The sequence below is a fragment of the Enterococcus cecorum genome (assembly GCF_052119425.1).
Taxonomy (GTDB): domain Bacteria; phylum Bacillota; class Bacilli; order Lactobacillales; family Enterococcaceae; genus Enterococcus_E; species Enterococcus_E cecorum_C.
Genome location: NZ_JBQKFH010000004.1, coordinates 38939 through 56484, shown reverse-complemented (window position 1 = coordinate 56484; position 17546 = coordinate 38939). Strand labels below are relative to the sequence as shown.

Below are 17546 nucleotides of genomic sequence, written 5' to 3'. Positions count from 1 at the left end.
GAAAGGATGATTTTCTGCCCGCTTATCTTGCTGTATAAAATCGAGTGAAAAAAGGAAATGGAGGGAACCCCTTTTGATCGATGTAAATAATTTCGAAAGTATGCAAATAGGTTTGGCTTCTCCCGAGAAAATCAGAAGCTGGTCTTTTGGTGAAGTAAAAAAACCAGAAACCATTAACTATCGTACCTTAAAGCCTGAACGCGAAGGCTTGTTTGATGAACGTATTTTCGGTCCTACAAAAGACTGGGAATGTGCTTGTGGTAAATATAAGAGAATCCGCTACAAAGGGATTACTTGTGACCGTTGTGGGGTAGAAGTAACTCGTTCTAAAGTGCGCCGCGAACGTATGGGCCACATCGAATTAGCTGCTCCTGTATCACATATTTGGTACTTCAAAGGGATTCCATCACGTATGGGATTAGTCCTAGATATGAGCCCTCGTGCATTAGAAGAAATCATCTATTTTGCTTCTTATGTCGTAATCGATCCAGGTAACACAAGCTTAGAGAAAAAACAATTATTAACAGAACGTGAATACCGTGAAAAACGTGAACAATACGGCCAAGAATTTACGGCTGCGATGGGTGCTGAAGCGGTGAAACAATTATTAGAAGGTGTCGATTTAGAAGCAGAAGTTGCTGAATTAAAAGAAGAATTAAAAACAGCTTCTGGTCAAAAACGTACACGCGCAATCCGTCGTTTAGATATTTTAGAAGCATTCCGTTCTTCTGGTAATAAACCAAGCTGGATGGTGATGGATGTTATTCCAGTTATTCCACCTGATTTACGTCCAATGGTTCAATTAGAAGGTGGCCGTTTTGCGACTTCTGACTTGAATGACTTATATCGTCGTGTGATTAACCGTAATAATCGTTTGAAACGTTTATTAGACTTAAATGCCCCAAGTATCATCGTTCAAAACGAAAAACGTATGTTACAAGAAGCGGTGGATGCCTTAATTGACAATGGTCGTCGTGGCCGTCCAGTAACAGGTCCAGGTAACCGTCCATTGAAATCTCTATCACACATGTTGAAAGGGAAACAAGGTCGCTTCCGTCAAAACTTATTAGGTAAACGTGTTGACTACTCAGGACGTTCAGTTATCGTAGTTGGACCATTCTTGAAGATGTATCAATGTGGTTTACCAAAAGAAATGGCGATTGAATTATTCAAACCATTCGTCATGCATGAATTAGTAAAACGCGAATTAGCTTCAAATATTAAAAATGCCAAACGCAAAATCGAACGTCAAGAAGATGATGTTTGGGATGTATTGGAAGATGTAATTAAAGAACACCCAGTACTACTTAACCGCGCACCTACCTTGCACCGTCTAGGTATCCAAGCCTTTGAACCAGTCTTAGTTGAAGGCCGTGCGATTCGTTTGCACCCATTAGTATGTGAAGCCTACAACGCGGACTTTGACGGGGACCAAATGGCGGTTCACGTACCATTGAATGAAGAAGCTCAAGCCGAAGCAAGAATGTTGATGTTAGCGGCTCAAAACATCTTGAACCCTAAAGATGGTAAACCAGTCGTAACTCCTTCTCAAGATATGGTCTTAGGTAACTACTACTTAACCATGGAAGAAGCTGGTCGTGAAGGTGAAGGCATGATTTTCCGCGATATGGACGAAGCGGTAACTGCATGGCGCAATGGCTATGTGCACCTACATTCTCGTATCGCTGTGAATCCAAATACCTTAGGGGACAAACCATTTACTGAAGAACAAAAATCTAAGTTAATGGTAACGACTGTTGGTAAGATTATCTTCAACTCAATCATGCCACAAGAATTCCCTTACTTAAACGAACCAAGCAGCTTTAACTTAACCGTCCAAACACCGGATAAATACTTTGTTGCACCTGGTACGGATATTAAAGCGTTAATTGCGGGTCAAGAATTAGTTAAGCCATTTAAGAAGAAAGACTTAGGAAATATTATCGCTGAAGTCTTCAAACGATTCAAAGTCACTGAAACTTCTCACATGCTAGATAGAATGAAAGACTTAGGTTACAAACATTCTACTTTAGCGGGTATTACTGTAGGGATTGCCGATATCATGGTCTTACACGAAAAACATGATATTATCGAAAATGCCCACAAACAAGTTGACAATATTACGCGTACTTTCCGTCGTGGTTTGATTACGGATGACGAAAGATATGAGCGTGTTATCGGTGTTTGGAATGATGCCAAAGACCAAATTCAAAAGAAACTGATGGAAGGTTTGGACTCTAAAAACCCAATCTTCATGATGTCAGATTCTGGAGCTCGTGGTAACATCTCTAACTTTACACAGCTTGCCGGAATGCGTGGTTTGATGGCCGCTCCAAATGGTCGAATCATGGAATTGCCAATCATCTCTAACTTCCGTGAAGGACTATCTGTCTTGGAAATGTTCATCTCTACTCACGGAGCTCGTAAAGGAATGACCGATACTGCCTTGAAGACTGCCGACTCAGGTTACTTGACTCGTCGTTTGGTTGACGTGGCACAAGATGTCATTATTCGTGAAGATGATTGTGGTACTGACCGCGGTTTAGTTATCCGTGCGATTAAAGAAGGTAACGAAAATATCGAATCTCTTGAAGAACGCATGATTGGTCGTTATACTCGTAAATCTGTTATCAATCCAAATACTGGTGAAGTAATCATCGGTTCAAATGAATTGATTACAGAAGACATTGCTAAACAAATCGTGGATGCAGGAATTGAAGAAGTAACGATTCGTTCAGTATTTACATGTAATACACGTCATGGGGTATGTAAACACTGTTATGGACGCAACTTGGCTACTGGTAGTGAAGTGGAAGTCGGTGAAGCAGTCGGTACAATCGCTGCGCAATCAATCGGTGAACCTGGTACTCAGTTAACCATGCGTACTTTCCATACCGGTGGGGTTGCCGGAGATGATATCACTCAAGGTCTTCCTCGTGTCCAAGAAATTTTTGAAGCACGTAATCCTAAAGGGCAAGCCGTGATCACTGAAGTAACTGGTGAAGTCATTGAGATTAACGAAGAAGCTTCAACTCGTACCAAAGAAGTGACGATTAAAGGTAAAACTGATACTCGTACTTATACTGTACCATTTACTGCGCGTATGAAAGTGGCTCAAGGCGACATCGTACACCGTGGTCAACCATTAACAGAAGGTTCAATTGATCCTAAACAATTACTTCAAGTTCGCGATGTATTATCTGTTGAAACTTACCTATTGCGCGAAGTACAACGTGTATACCGTATGCAAGGGGTAGAAATCGGGGATAAACATATCGAAGTAATGGTTCGTCAAATGTTACGTAAAGTCCGTGTAATGGATCCAGGTGACACAAACATCTTACCAGGTACTTTAATGGATATTGCTGACTTTAAAGACCAAAACTACGAAACAATCGTAAACGGTGGTGTGCCAGCAACTTCTCGTCCAGTATTGCTAGGTATTACGAAAGCATCCTTGGAAACAAACAGCTTCTTATCTGCTGCTTCCTTCCAAGAAACAACTCGTGTGTTAACAGATGCTGCTATCCGTGGTAAGAAAGATCCATTGCTAGGCTTGAAGGAAAATGTTATCATCGGTAAGATTATTCCTGCAGGTACCGGTATGGCTCGTTACCGCAATATGGAACCAAAAGAAGCAACTTTAACTAGCGAAAACGTGTATAGCATTTCTGATGTAGAAGCACAACTAGCTGCCGAAGATGCTTTAAACAATAACGATTTACTATAATCAATCATAGAACAAAAGGCTCAGGAGCAATTCCTGGGCTTTTTGTGTATCCTGAAAAAGTTGTCTACTTAGAAGATTCAGTCCTTAGCCTCAGGAATTATAGTAAGTAAACGGTTAAAATGAAACTAGCAAAAGAATTCAGGATGTGGTTTGCGTGGACTCAAATTTCAAAAACCATTTTATTGCTGGGTTGGTGGAAGTGGTATTGAATGTTATTGTAGAAGGAATTGTCTGTGTGTTGGAAAGTCTAAATTAAAACAAAAAGTCTATCCACCTCATGTTTAAATGTGGGATAGACTTTTTAGTGTTATTTTTTGACAGGAATCCAAATCTCACTATAGGCAAAACCAGATTTTTCAGGATCCATCTTGGTAAATGAAAAGGAAAGTGAGTCCGCTAATTGATAATCATGATTCACTAACCAATCTGTATAGATATTGGCCATTGTTTGCTGAAGGGTTTCAGGGAAAGGTCCTTCATTTGGAAAGACTGCCCACGTAGAAGCTGGCATTTCTAAATAATCTAGGCCTTCTGGTAAATTACGCTCTTTAGTAATAACCCCAATCATATGTGTCAGTTGGCCTTCTTCGGCTAAAAATTGTCGATCCGCTTGATAAGAAATATTCAGAATTTCATTTGGCTCTCCGTTTTTTAATTGATGCATTAAATTTCGTTGTATTTCCGTGATGCTTTGAGCTAGGGCAACGATTTCTTGATTCACGCCTTCAAATTGCATCTTGACCCGTTTACTAACTCCGGCAAAGGTGAAGGCGGGTTTTTCGATTAATTGATATTCCATTTGATTTCCTCCATGAACAGTTATTTTAAATTGAATAGGTTCAAATCTTCGACCGCGTTGTTTTTGATAGACTTCAGATGGCAGCATTCCGCTAAATTTTTTGTAAGCGCGAGTAAATCCATCGACGGACTGATAGCCACTTTCAAAAGCTGTTTCTGTGACTGATTTGCCAGTTAATAGTTTTTGTGTGGCTAGGGAGAGTTTGCGATTTTTGATATATTCCACCAGACTCATTCCCGTCAAATAAAAGAAAACTTGTTTGATATCTAGCATGGGCCACTGGCTTTGTTGGGCGATTTGCTCCATAGTATCGGGACTATCAAGATATTGTTCGATGAGTTGCATGCAATGATTTAATTGTTTAAGCATATTGTCCTCCATCTGTGTTTTGTTAGCTAACTTGACCTTATCTTATCATGGATGAATGAGAGACACTCGACAAAATATCAGAAGTTTGGTCGGATGAGATAAATTTATAAAAGGTAATATCTTTCTTTCACTTTATTTTCCTTCATTCTAGCATATGGATGACAAAATACAGCGGAATTTAGTAAAAAATCCTGTTTTTCGCTTGCCTTAAAGTTAGGTTTAAGGTGTATGATAATTTTTGTGCAATAATACATAAAAGGATTGATGAAACATGATTCTTGAAAAAATTACTGATGCCAAAGATTTAAAACAATTAAATCGTTCAGAACTACATACTTTAGTCGATGAAGCGCGCACTGCTTTATTGAACAAAATTAGTCAACACGGCGGTCACAATGGGCCAAATTTAGGTGTGGTCGAAATGACTGTGGCTTTACATCGTGTGTTCAATTCACCGGTGGATAAGTTGGTTTTTGATATTTCACACCAAACGTATATCCACAAGATGTTAACCGGTCGTGCCCAAGCCTTTTTAGATCCTGCGCATTTTGATGATGTGTCTGGCTATACCAACCCGAAAGAAAGCGAACATGACTTATTCACAGTGGGGCATACTTCGACTTCGCTGGCTTTAGCGAATGGGATTGCGGTGGCCCGTGATTTAAAGCAAGAAAATTACAATGTTGTGGCGCTAATTGGCGATGGCTCATTGTCTGGTGGATTGGCCTTTGAAGGATTGAATAATATCGCCGAACAAAACAGCAATATCATCGTGATTGTAAACGATAATGACCAATCAATTGCAGATAACTTCGGTGGGTTATATCGTAATTTAAAAGCTTTGCGCGAATCAAATGGTCAAGCGAAAGATAATTTCTTTCAATCACTAGGCTTTGAATATCATTATTTAGATGAAGGTAATGATTTAGATGCTTTAATCGACTTGTTTGAATCGGTCAAAGATGTGGATCACCCTGTGTTGTTACATATACATACGGTGAAGGGAAAAGGCTTCAAATTTGCAGAAGAAAATCGTGAAAAATTCCATGCAGGTGGTCCATTTAGTCTTGAAACCGGCGAATATGTCAAACGCGGTATCGGGGCGAAAACATACAGCAATCTCACCACAGAATTTTTGTGGGAAAAAATGCAAAAGGATAAAACAGTGGTCGCAGTGAATGCAGGCACTCCGATGATGCTATTTAATCCTGAACAACGTAAACAATTAGGCAAACAATTTATTGATGTTGGTATTGCCGAACAACAAGCAGCAACCATGACAGCAGGCTTGGCTAAAAATGGGGCTAAACCAGTTTGGGTGGTCAATTCAACCTTTATGCAACGTAGCTATGATCAAGTTTCACATGACTTAGCCTTAAATGATTTGCCAGGAACGATTTTGGTTTATAATGCTTCCGTGAATGGCATGAATGATGAAAGCCACCTAGGGATTTTTGATATTCCATTTTTAAGTCATATTCCAAACCTAGTCTATCTTGCGCCAACAAATCAAGAAGAATATTTGGCGATGCTTGATTGGTCCTTGGAACAAACCATTCATCCAGTAGCCATTCGTGTACCAGTGGGGCCATTACGCAGCACAGGAAAAGCAGATACGACGGATTATAATCAACTTTATCAAAATGAAGTCGTTCAAGCAGGAAACAAGGTCGCCGTAATGGGGGTCGGTAATTTCTTTGGTTTAGCCGAAGAAGTCATCGCCGCACTAGCTAAGGAAAATATCCAAGCAACCTTGATTAATCCTAAATTTATCTCTGGTGTGGATGAAACATTATTAACAGAATTAACCAATAATCATCAACTAGTGGTGACGTTAGAAGATGGCATTACCGATGGTGGCTATGGTCAAACGGTCGCAAGCTTTTTAGGCAATACCGATGTGAAAGTGCAAAATTACGGTTTAGATAAAGCTTTCCATGACCGTTATGTAGCCAGTGAATTATTAGCTGAAAATGGCATCACGGTGGAAAATATTGTGAAAAATATTTTAGCAGTGGTCAAATAATCGATGACAAAGGAAGGGTGGATGAGCTGCCCTTCTTTTTGTGTGGTATAAAGGAATTCCCTTGCAAAACGTTGGTATTTTCTTTATCATAAGCTTAGCAACAAAAGTTAGATAATTTAATGGAAAGATTTGAAAATGAAAAAAGTATTGAGTATTATCGTCCCCAGTTATAATTCCCAGGATTATTTAAAGCGTTGTGTGGAATCTTTGCTTATTGGGGGCAGTCGGGTTGAAATTTTAATCGTCAATGATGGGTCAAAAGATAACACCGGCAAGATTGCGGAGGACTATCAAGCGCAATACCCAGAGATTGTGCGCGCGATTCATCAGGAAAATGGTGGGCATGGCGAGGCAGTCAATACGGGCATCAAGTATGCGACGGGTGAGTATGTGAAAGTCGTGGATAGCGATGATTGGGTAGATCCGGACGCGTATGAAAAGATTTTAGACTGTTTAGCTAGTTTTGCTGAGCCGATTGATTTATTGATTAGTAATTACGTCTATGAAAAACAAGGGGCCAAACGCAAGAAAGTCATCGAATATACGTCCTTTTTACCAACGAATCAAGTATTTAGCTGGGAGGCGACCAAGCGTTTTCCAGTAGGTAAGTATTTATTGATGCATTCGGTAATCTATCGTCGGCAATTATTGTTATCGCAGCATTTAGTCTTACCTAAGCATACTTTTTATGTGGATAATTTGTATGTTTTTGAGCCACTACCCGCTGTGAAGAAGATGTATTATTTAGATGTTGATTTTTATCGCTATTATATTGGACGCGAGGATCAGTCTGTCAATGAGCAAGTGATGATCAAGCGTATTGACCAACAACTGTATATTAATCGCCGGATAATTGCCTTTTTGGCGCAACATCCAACGACTGATAAGAATTTGCAAGCCTATATGTTTAAGTATGCTGAGATTATTACGATGATTTCGTCGGTATTATTGATTAAAGAAGGCAGTAGAGAAAGTTTGGCTAAGAAACGCGAATTATGGCAATATATCCGCAAGCAAGATGTGAAGCTTTATCGCAAGTTGCGTCGTGGCTTCTTTGGTTTTGGTGTGCATTTACCAGGTAAGTCTGGCCGCATGATTGTGATCGGTTTTTATCGCTTAGTGCATAAATTATACGGTTTTAATTAACAAGGGGGCATCTGTCTAAACTAGGCAGGTGTCTTTTTTGCCATAGTATCGTTTTTGATATTTTGTTAAAATAAATACATAAAATCTTGTAATGTTTTTGACTTTCAAACGTCTCTTAAGTGAAAGGAGGGCGATGACTATGGATAGAAAAATAGTTGAAGAAAGTTATCTTGCGTTTTCGCCCTCTTTGTATTTGTATGCGCTGTCACTGACAAAAGATGAAAGAAAAGCAGAACAGTTAGTTAGCGAGGCCTATTATAAGCTCCTTTGTCAAACGCATGCCCCTGATCAGTTGAAGTTTTGGTTATTACGTGTAGTTAAGACAAGTTTTATTGATCAATATCGGAAAAAACAATACCGACAGTCAGTGGATTTAGCGAGCCAACAGCTTACTTTTACGGAAAGTTTCGAATCACAAATCTTGCAAAAAGAACGAAATAGGCAATTGTATTTCGCTATCTTATCCTTGCCGATGCCTTATCAAGAGTTGGTATTGTTGTTTTATTTTGCGGATTGTTCTACGACTGAGTTAGCCCAGTATTTTCAGTTGACCGTCAATCAGGTGCGTGTTTACTTACATCGTGCACGCAAAAAATTAAAAGAGGTGTTACAAGATGAGTACTAAATTATTAGAATTATTAGCAAAATACCGTCAAAACCAAGCCACACCAGAAGAAATTGCCTATATCAAAGAACGCCTAGCTGAATTTCAGGAATTACAGGATTTAGCCTTAGAAGAGGAACAAGCGGAATGGGAAAAACTAGATTTAAGTGTGGAAGATCAACAGTTTAAGCAAAAAATCAATCGACAAATCAAGAAAAATTGGTTTAAAACACTTTTGGCAACGATTGGTATTTTATTAGTGTTAACAGGAATCGGCTATTTCGCTTTACCAAAAATTGTCGATCAGTTTTACTATAATCCGACTGCTAAAGATGGCGATAAAGTTGCGCCATTCTCTTTATCTTTCATGGTTGCCTATGAGTTGCAGAACCCTTTTATTAGTATCAATGACATTAAAATTAATGAACTCGGTTATGGCAATTATGATGTTGAAACCACATTAGGGAAGCGCGGCGAAACAAGCTTTGATTATCCGCTTCCCACTAAAATGGAAATCAGAAAAGGCGAAGTGGTTAATAATAACTATGCTATAAGGACGTCTTCTGCGTTGTTACGATTTTCAACTAAGCCGAGTGAAACATTTGAGTATCAAACGTTTGAGAATCTCAGAGAAAGCATGCTTAAACAATTGGCTACTTTGCCGCCATATAGCCAAATTTATGCCTCACTTACTTTTAAACCAAGTGTGACTTTAGAACAAGTGCAAAAAATTGAGGAAGAAGAATACACACATATTTATTGGTATGGCGTTCAACCACCAAATGATAAGACTGGACTGCTAGGATTTCGCGATATTGGCACCGTGCCCTATACGTTAACTGCCGAAGAAAGGGACAAAAAATATTTAGAAAAACTGAATCAAAAATATCCTTATCTGTTTATGGGAATTCAAACAAGTAATCAATATCCGGAAAATTTCCAGTATGATCGTTTTCAATCCTTGTTGCAATTCATGTTAGATAATCAAGCGCATTTTCAAAAACTCTTCCATTATGAATATTTGAATAAAGAAATCAAAGCTTATCAAAAAGAACTGCAAAATAAAGATAATTTTAAGATTAGCAGTGTGTATGCGGTGACTACAGTAGCTTCGTTGCAAAATATTCTCAAAAAATATCCAGACTGTTTTGCCAAGATTGAAAAGATTGAATTATACAATCAAAATATGTAAACCAAAAGCTAGACTCGTATTTGTTTAGGGGTCTAGCTTTTTAGAGTACGTAGCGTTTTTAGTGAGTATGTCAACGGGATAAGATGAAAACGCTTGTGAAAAAACACGCAATAAGCTATAATAAATACATAAGAAACAATCTCAAGCAGAGGTTTGTTGAACTTTTGAGCGCAAGGCGAGCTTCATGCGAGACGGTTATTTCTTTACTACTTTTTAAAAATGCCGATGGGAATTTCTTCTCATCGGCATTTGTATGTTTATCGTAAACGTCTGGCCATGACTTTGTGTAAAGCCGTAGCAATGGTGGTATAAACGGCAATTTCGCCAATAACTGGTAAAGCAAACGGTAAGGTCCCGGCAATTAAGGCAGCTTTGACGCTCATGCCAGCAATGAATGGTAAGCATAGCCATAATGAACCAAGCACTAAATAAATCATCGCGGCACAGACATTGGCTACAAAGATATTGATCCAAGTTTTTTGACGATTACGCAAGAAAAGAGCGGCTAGTACAGCGTAAACGAAAAAGGATGGAAGGTAGCCACCACTTGGCGTTAAGAAGGCAGCGATTCCACCATGAGCCCCAGCGAATACTGGTAAACCTAGTGCTCCTAAGGCTAAGTAAGCTAAAATGGTTGCCCCGGCCCAAGGTAAAGGTAATAAGGTGCCAATCATACCCACGCCTAATGGTTGCAAGGTTAAAGGAATCATCGGTAATGGCAAGACGATTTGCGCGCAGATAATTAATAAGGCTAATAATATTGCAGAAAAAGCTAGATAAAAAGTGCGATTTGGACTTTTCATTTGATTCACTCCTAAATTGTATGATTTTGTTGTTTAATCGTTTTTGAGTATAGCACAGAGCACAAATGAACTACAACAGTTATGCTTGTGATATAAGTTATTTATGTTTGCTGTATATAGGAGTTATTTATTATATTCTCAACAAATGATTACGCTTAAAGTTTTTGAGTTGTGAAGTGTGTTGGTTATTTATATTTGGTGTTTGAAGTACAGATTGGACGACTGTTTGAATAAAGTTTTCACAAATTTAATGTTTGGGATACGTTTGCTTGCCTGTTTCTTTTTGGTATAATAGGAAAAAAGACAGAGAAGTGGTGTTACAATGAAGAAAAATAAACGGTTTATCGGACTTGTGAGTGTGCTAATTGCTTTAATTATTCTTGTACCGGTAATTGGTCTGTTTGTGATGACCTCTCCTGAAAAAAAGGCAGAGCAAACAACGCCGACATCCACGCATGTTAGCAAAGTCAAAAAGAATCAAAAGCCAAAGACGAAGAAAACGAGTGAGACTACTCCAGATATCGTAAAAGAAGCACAACCTCAGTCAACGGTAGATACGCCTACTAATAATCAAACGACTACGACTTCGAGCACAACGACTGTCAATCAAGGCCAAAATGATTCCAACCAAAATAATCAAGCAATGCCAAGTACGCCAACGCCAAGTGCTACACCAAAATTTACTGCCCAAGAAGCAATTGCCGTGGCGCAAAGTTACTATGATCGGACGGGACTTTCACCTAGCAATATGCATTTTGATATTGAGGATACGCATCAAGTGTTAGTCGGTAGCGATGGCAAGACGTATTGGCATGTGATTGGCTTTGTCGAGGGCAGTCCTTACATGGCTTATGATATCGCCGTTGATAATGGCACGATTCATGATGGTGTGCTTTATGCGCAAGGTCAAGGAAATTTAGTACCTGTAGAATAACTGAGACGGCGCGTTTTAATTTTTGGTTAGCTTTTGATAAAGGGTAGCAGCATTGAAGGAAAAAGTTTTCATCATCCATTCAATGATTGGCCCATAGGAAAATGTGGCGATGACAGTACCGATGCCTAAGGGGCCACCTAGTAAAAGCGCCAAGATAAATAAAGCACCATAAACGAGTGTAAGCGACCATCCATAGCTTAAATGAAACCACTCGCTAACTGATAAGGTCAAAATATCGGAAGTTTGGTAGCCATAATTGAGCGGAATGTAAAAAGCCAACGACCAACAAATAAAAAACGTCCCACTGATGAGATAAAAGATTTGCCAGGATAATCCTTGTGGTGTGCCTAAAAAATAGGTTAACCACTTTTCTGATAAATCAATGGCTGGTCCGATACCAAAAGAAAAAAGAAATGAACCGACATGAATCAGTTTTCGATTGAGAAAGAAAAAGAGTAGGAAGATGAATCCCTCAAAATATAAAGCTGCCTGACCTAGACTTAAAGTAGTGATTTGAGCTAAGGCGATTTCGAGCATAGTGACCGGATCTGATCCTAAATTTGCGCGGACAAAAAGCGCAACCCCTAAGCCACAAACAAAGACAGCCGGTAGAATGAGAGAACTTTTTATGACAGCTTTCATGGTCTAACTTCCTTTCTGTTTTTTATCATTATAACAAAATTTGTATTATTTGAAAGCGATGTGCGTAGACTAAAAGACGAGGTGATTTGATGGAAATAGAAGAATTAGTTGCAAAAGTCAATCAGTTTCGTGATGCGCGTGATTGGCGGCAATATCATAATGAAAAAGACTTAGCGATTTCGATTTCATTGGAGGCGAATGAATTACTCGAGCTATTCCAATGGCAAGATAGTACGAAGGTGGTCCAAACCAAGCAAGAACGCTTAAAAGAAGAGCTAGCAGATGTCTTAATCTATTCTCTAATGATGGCGGATAATTTGCAGTTTGATGTGGGGCAAATCATTGAAGAAAAATTAGCTAAAAATGCCCAGAAATATCCCATTGAAAAGGCACGTGGCTCGAATAAAAAATATACTGAATTGTAAAAAAGTCCTGAACCGTTGTGTATACTGCGATTCAGGACTTTTGATTATACTGGATAGACTTCAAATGGACGTGGTGTAAAGGATGCGAATAATTCTTGATATACCAATTGGACTTGTTGATGAATAAAGGCATCCTCTAATACTTCTTTAGCATAGTACATAATTTGGTATTCTACGTCAAAAGCTTGGGCTACTACTTGGGAAAGCTGTACTTGGTTACGTAGATAGAAATCGCGTCGACGTTTACGCAGAGTTGCTTCTTCTTGGTTATTAGCGGTATTGAGTGATTCGATTTCAATTAAAATACAACGATGCTTTTCTAGAGTTGGCAATAGTTCATTGAGTAATTGACTGCCAATTCCTTGGTTACGCGCAGTTTTAACGACAGCATAGTAATCTAGCAAGTAGGCGTCGATATTTTCAGCCTTAAAGTCCGCAAAATAGGCATAAGCAAGCATTTTATCTTCTTGAAATAGTCCGTAGCATTCATAGCGATGGTGGTCATAAAAATCCAAAATAATCGCTAAAGGCTTGACTTCATCTTCTGGAAAATCAGTGACTAAGTGTTGGTTATACGTATCAATAATCTCTTCTCTTGTTAGTTTGCGAATCATAAATTTCTCCTATTTTTTCATAACATTTATCTCTACCATATAACAAGTAATTTTTAAAAGCAAGTTGGAAACTGAATATCTACTACATTTTCATTTAATCGTAATAATGTTAAAATAATTTACGAGGAGGGATGAAGGTGCGAGCCATCATTTTTGATTTAGATGATACTTTATATGACCCAATGCAGCCGTTTAATCAGGCTTATCAAAAGCATTTACCACAGATGGCGGCTACGGTTTCGGTTAATCAATTTTATTTAAAGAGCCGTGCAATCAGTGATTCTTTGTTTGAAAAGCAGCAGTTAGGACAAATCGATATAAAAGAAGTGCAAAAAATCCGTATTATCGAGGCGGCCAAAGCTTTTGGTTATGAGGTAACGGAAGATTTGGCAATGTCGTTTCAGGATACTTATGCGTATTATCAGGGACATTTAACGTTGTTGGAGGGCTATGCGGCATTTTTTAAAAAGTGTCAAGAACAAGGCATCTTTTTAGGGGTGATTACCAATGGACCGGGTGATTTGCAACGGAAAAAACTCCATAGTCTTCAGTTAGCTCAGTATATTCCTGAAAAGAATTGGTTAATCTCAGGAGAAGTCGATTTAATGAAGCCTCAACGTGAAATTTTTGAATATTACCAAAAAGCACATCAGTTGGATCAAGCCATCTATGTTGGAGATTCGTTTGAAAATGATGTTGTCGGGGCGAATCAGGTAAACTGGCCAGTGTATTGGTTCAATCATCGCCAGCGCCAAAAGCCAGCCAATCATGAAACTTTTAAGTATCAAGAAGTTAGCCATTTAGCTGAACTATTAACAGCTTTACAACAAGAATTAAGGATATAAAAAACAGTGTCCACCATTTCTACATGAGAATTGGTTAGACACTGTTTTGTTTATTTATCATGTTCAACAACAAAGCGATACATATCCCCACATGCGCGACCATCGTATTTCATTTGGTCTAAAGAGGTAATGCGTTCACGAAATAGAATGAACTTTTCGATAATCAGGTAGTTCACAGGGATATTAGTGAGACGTTCAAAAAAAGAATGTTCTTTTGCTTTTACATATTCGTTGGTTTCTTTATAGGCGATTCCATCTAGTTCGCCATCTTTATAGACGAGAATCCGCATGTTCATCATCCTTCCATAGTAGGTTTTCAGATTGTTCAAAAGTAAACTTCAAGTACGCTAGCATTTTTTGGGAAACTTTTTATTTACATTAACACAAAATTTCCTAAAAGACACTTAATTTCAAGACTTGTCTATTTACACCAGTTATTTGCCTTATTATAATAAGTATTAGAAATTACTTTAAAAAAGATTAATTTTGAGGGATTAGAATGAATAAATTTAAAGAGATTTTTGCCGATTTAGAACAAAAAATTTTAAATGGCGTTTATCCAGCAAATACTTTATTGCCTAGCGAAAGTCAAATGATGGAAAAATATCATGTCTCCCGTGAAACCGTACGAAAGGCGTTGAGTCTCTTGCGTAATGCGGGCTATATTCAGAAAAAGCAAGGCAAAGGCTCGATTGTTTTAGACTTACATCGCTTTGATTTTCCAATTTCAGGATTGACGAGTTTTAAAGAATTACAAGATAAATTCAATATGGAGAGTCAGACCGAGGTCATTTCGATTAAAAAAATTGCGGTTTCTCCTGATTTAAGTGAAAAGACAGGTTGGCCCGTTGCTGCTGAGGTGTGGAAATTGGTTCGTCGCCGCTTAATTAATGGCGAGCCTTCCATTATTGATATTGATTATCTAGATGCTTCGATTATTCCAACGTTGCCGAAAGATCGGGTGGCTGAGTCGATTTATCGTTATTTTGAAGAAGATTTAGGCCTGGAGATTTCCTATGCGCAAAAGGAAATTACGGTTGATACAGCTTCAAAAGAAATTCGTGATTTATTAAATTTAACGCTAGATGATCGTCATGTGGTTGCGGTCCGAAGCTTGGTTTACCTATACGATATGCGTTGTTTTGAATATACCGAATCCATTCATCGCCTAGACAAATTCCGTTTTGTGGACTTTGCGCGTCGGACTAAGACTCAAAAATAGGCAATTGCTGTTCTGTTTTGAAAGAAATGAAGGGATGAAGATGGCAGAACAAAAAATGAAACAAAATGTGAAAGATGCGAAGGTCAAAACCTACATGTATTGGATGATGGGACTATTAGTCGTGCTTATTGGTATTACGGTATTATTGCCCCTTGTACCAGCTGATGCACCCATTTGGTTAGGGAAAGTGGTAACGGTCACTTTGATGTTACTTACCGAAGTGATATTAGTGATGGCCTATAAGTTAGCCAAATACTACTATCAAGGAATTTTCGATGAGAATGCGCCTCTTTTTGTACCGAAAGCAATCGGTATTGGCTTTACCATTAATCCTTATCATCGCCTAGGCAAATATATTTGGTTTGGCCTCATGCTTGCCATTTTCCTGATGATGTTGCCAGTGTTATTTTAGTTTGTTACTTGCACCAATCTGAGCTTTTTGGATTGGTGTTTTTGTATGGAAAAAATGCTATAAAAACAAATCTTATATAACGTTTGTGCACAAAATTTGTATTCGTATTCAATGGTTTAATTATTCCTGAAAATGTTGATAAGACAAAGCTTGTAAATTGTTCAAATTTAAAGCAAATATATTTCCAATATAACATAGTTGTGCTAAAATAATGACAGGTAAATTCGTTTTGGGGAGAGTTTATCTAAAATTTTATGTGAGGAAATAAAAAGTGAATAAGGAAAAGAATCAATTGCAAATACTGATTTTTTGTGCATTGGCCATTGGTATGAATGTCATTTTAGGTTCAGTAGTGACTTATACGCATATCCCATTGCTATTTTTAGATGCAATAGGTACGATTTTTGTGGCAGTGAATTTCCCGTTGCGTTATGGGTTGCTAACGGGGATTGGAACTAATATTGTCTTAGCGGTGATTCATGGTCCACTAGCGCTTCCTTTTGGTCTAGTGAGTTTGACGATTGCTCTGGTGGCACACTTGGCATCTAGAAGCGGTTTTGGCTATAAACGAGCGATATTAACCGGAGTATTGATTGTCTTTTTCGGCTCTTTTGTAAGTGCTGCCGTGCGTTTAGTATTGTACGATGGATTTAATGGTACGACGAGAACATTAACCGATGCCTTGGTTTTTACCATGCGAGCAGGTGGGCTTAGTCGCTACTTCTCATCTTATACTGGAGCTTTTTCAGATGGCATCATTGACAAAATATTATCTTGCTTGCTTGTTTCTTGGTTAAGTGAGTCACAAACAGTAAGACGTCTTTTTTCAAATTTAAGGGTCAGTAGATAAGCGGATAGGAACCTTCTTACCTAGAAAATGGTAGGAAGGTTTTTTGTTGCAGAGAATCTATTACGTTAAATGAGTTTTCGTTCAGCTAATAAGTGTTTTGCAGACACAGATTGTTACAACTTGTAAAATCCTTTAATCATCTGTAATCAAAGATAATTTCAAGTAATGCTTATCATGAAAACTTAGTCAGGCGAAAATATTTACTTAACCTATGAAATGAAAATTTGTACTATCATAGTATTCATGAATCAGAGCCTATTCAGAAAAGTTTTTGAATAAGCAAACATAGAATATTTTGAAAGGACAGATGAAATGATTCAAAAAAATTTAAAATTAATTTCCCTTACAACAGTTTTAGCAGGTTTGCTATTTTTCAATGCACCACTATATGCACATGCCGATGAAACAAAGGATACAACTTCAGAGGAAGCCATTACGAAAAAAGCTTTATTAGTTATCAATGGTTTTGAAGAAGATGGTAAGACAAAGATTCCAACTGGAAAAGCTCGTGTAGATTATCTAAAGGCACAAAAATATGATCCACAAAAAGTACAAGATAAAGTAAATGAAATCTTGCTAGGTGAAGTAGAGGTTGCAAATGTGACAACTAATACCACAAGTCAAACAACTGCACCTGCTGCATCAACAAATACTACAAATACGCAAGCACAAAGCACGACTACTTATACAGGAACTAGTTCAAGTGCCAAAGAATGGATTGCCCAAAAAGAATCAGGTGGTAGCTATACAGCACAAAATGGTCGCTACTATGGTCGTTATCAATTAGATTCTAGTTACTTAAATGGCGATTATTCCCCAGCAAACCAAGAACGTGTGGCCGATAACTATGTTGCAAATCGTTATGGCTCATGGGAAAATGCCCAACAATTCTGGTTAACACATGGTTGGTATTAAAATTGAATAAATAAAAAA

At 38.2% G+C, this 17546-nt stretch carries 17 protein-coding genes; 12 read left to right on the top strand and 5 right to left on the bottom strand.

The genetic code is table 11. The annotated features are described in order from the left end of the window. Positions 1-73 precede the first annotated feature (73 nt). Positions 74-3730 (top strand): DNA-directed RNA polymerase subunit beta', encoded by a 3657-nt coding sequence (gene rpoC / locus ACTQZM_RS01655; RefSeq protein WP_441652697.1) that lies wholly within the window; start codon positions 74-76, stop codon positions 3728-3730. A 307-nt stretch (positions 3731-4037) separates the two neighbouring features. On the opposite strand, the gene ACTQZM_RS01650 is transcribed toward rpoC, so the two are convergent. Then, positions 4038-4898, bottom strand: coding sequence for a GyrI-like domain-containing protein (locus ACTQZM_RS01650; RefSeq protein ID WP_441652696.1), 861 nt, complete (start codon positions 4896-4898; stop codon positions 4038-4040). A gap of 271 nt (positions 4899-5169) precedes the next feature. Between ACTQZM_RS01650 and ACTQZM_RS01645 the strand changes: the two genes are divergently transcribed. The 4 genes from ACTQZM_RS01645 to ACTQZM_RS01630 all read left to right on the top strand — a co-directional run bounded on the left by ACTQZM_RS01645 (position 5170) and on the right by ACTQZM_RS01630 (position 9866). Next, complete coding sequence (locus tag ACTQZM_RS01645; RefSeq protein ID WP_441652695.1) at positions 5170-6924, top strand: 1-deoxy-D-xylulose-5-phosphate synthase; 1755 nt, start codon at positions 5170-5172, stop codon at positions 6922-6924. A 135-nt stretch (positions 6925-7059) separates the two neighbouring features. Next, positions 7060-8070, top strand: coding sequence for a glycosyltransferase family 2 protein (locus ACTQZM_RS01640; protein WP_441652694.1), 1011 nt, complete (start codon positions 7060-7062; stop codon positions 8068-8070). Positions 8071-8209: 139 nt separating this feature from the next. Then, positions 8210-8695 (top strand): RNA polymerase sigma factor, encoded by a 486-nt coding sequence (locus tag ACTQZM_RS01635; protein ID WP_441652693.1) that lies wholly within the window; start codon positions 8210-8212, stop codon positions 8693-8695. Beyond that, the gene (locus ACTQZM_RS01630; RefSeq protein WP_441652692.1) at positions 8685-9866 is read left to right on the top strand and encodes a hypothetical protein; all 1182 of its coding nucleotides are present in this window, start codon (positions 8685-8687) and stop codon (positions 9864-9866) included. Before ACTQZM_RS01635 ends, ACTQZM_RS01630 begins: the two co-directional genes overlap by 11 nt. A 257-nt stretch (positions 9867-10123) precedes the next feature. On the opposite strand, the gene ACTQZM_RS01625 is transcribed toward ACTQZM_RS01630, so the two are convergent. Beyond that, positions 10124-10669, bottom strand: a complete 546-nt coding sequence (locus ACTQZM_RS01625) for a biotin transporter BioY (RefSeq protein WP_016250718.1) — start codon at positions 10667-10669, stop codon at positions 10124-10126. A gap of 322 nt (positions 10670-10991) precedes the next feature. Between ACTQZM_RS01625 and ACTQZM_RS01620 the strand changes: the two genes are divergently transcribed. After that, on the top strand, positions 10992-11603 hold the full coding sequence (locus tag ACTQZM_RS01620; protein WP_441652691.1) for a hypothetical protein: 612 nt from the start codon (positions 10992-10994) through the stop codon (positions 11601-11603). A 15-nt stretch (positions 11604-11618) separates the two neighbouring features. Here the strand turns inward: ACTQZM_RS01620 and ACTQZM_RS01615 are convergent, their stop codons facing one another. Further along, positions 11619-12245, bottom strand: a complete 627-nt coding sequence (locus ACTQZM_RS01615; protein WP_441652690.1) for a YczE/YyaS/YitT family protein — start codon at positions 12243-12245, stop codon at positions 11619-11621. Between the two features lie 89 nt (positions 12246-12334). Between ACTQZM_RS01615 and ACTQZM_RS01610 the strand changes: the two genes are divergently transcribed. Then, a complete protein-coding gene (locus ACTQZM_RS01610) occupies positions 12335-12670 on the top strand; it encodes a nucleotide pyrophosphohydrolase (protein WP_287852484.1) in 336 nt (111 codons plus the stop codon). 44 nt (positions 12671-12714) lie between these two features. Here the strand turns inward: ACTQZM_RS01610 and ACTQZM_RS01605 are convergent, their stop codons facing one another. Next, on the bottom strand, positions 12715-13284 hold the full coding sequence (locus ACTQZM_RS01605; protein ID WP_441652689.1) for a GNAT family N-acetyltransferase: 570 nt from the start codon (positions 13282-13284) through the stop codon (positions 12715-12717). A gap of 137 nt (positions 13285-13421) precedes the next feature. Here ACTQZM_RS01605 and ACTQZM_RS01600 point away from each other — a divergent pair, with 137 nt between their 5' ends. Beyond that, positions 13422-14129, top strand: a complete 708-nt coding sequence (locus tag ACTQZM_RS01600) for an HAD family hydrolase (RefSeq protein WP_441652688.1) — start codon at positions 13422-13424, stop codon at positions 14127-14129. A gap of 50 nt (positions 14130-14179) precedes the next feature. Here ACTQZM_RS01600 and ACTQZM_RS01595 read toward each other — a convergent pair whose 3' ends face one another. Further along, positions 14180-14425 (bottom strand): hypothetical protein, encoded by a 246-nt coding sequence (locus ACTQZM_RS01595; RefSeq protein WP_441652687.1) that lies wholly within the window; start codon positions 14423-14425, stop codon positions 14180-14182. A 203-nt stretch (positions 14426-14628) separates the two neighbouring features. Here ACTQZM_RS01595 and treR point away from each other — a divergent pair, with 203 nt between their 5' ends. The 4 genes from treR to ACTQZM_RS01575 all read left to right on the top strand — a co-directional run bounded on the left by treR (position 14629) and on the right by ACTQZM_RS01575 (position 17528). Continuing rightward, on the top strand, positions 14629-15351 hold the full coding sequence (treR, locus tag ACTQZM_RS01590) for a trehalose operon repressor (RefSeq protein ID WP_113784691.1): 723 nt from the start codon (positions 14629-14631) through the stop codon (positions 15349-15351). Positions 15352-15391: 40 nt separating this feature from the next. Further along, positions 15392-15763, top strand: coding sequence for a hypothetical protein (locus tag ACTQZM_RS01585; RefSeq protein WP_441652686.1), 372 nt, complete (start codon positions 15392-15394; stop codon positions 15761-15763). Positions 15764-16034: 271 nt separating this feature from the next. Then, positions 16035-16613 (top strand): hypothetical protein, encoded by a 579-nt coding sequence (locus ACTQZM_RS01580; RefSeq protein ID WP_441652685.1) that lies wholly within the window; start codon positions 16035-16037, stop codon positions 16611-16613. 312 nt (positions 16614-16925) lie between these two features. Beyond that, positions 16926-17528, top strand: a complete 603-nt coding sequence (locus tag ACTQZM_RS01575; RefSeq protein WP_113842814.1) for a hypothetical protein — start codon at positions 16926-16928, stop codon at positions 17526-17528. The last annotated feature ends 18 nt before the right edge of the window (positions 17529-17546 follow it).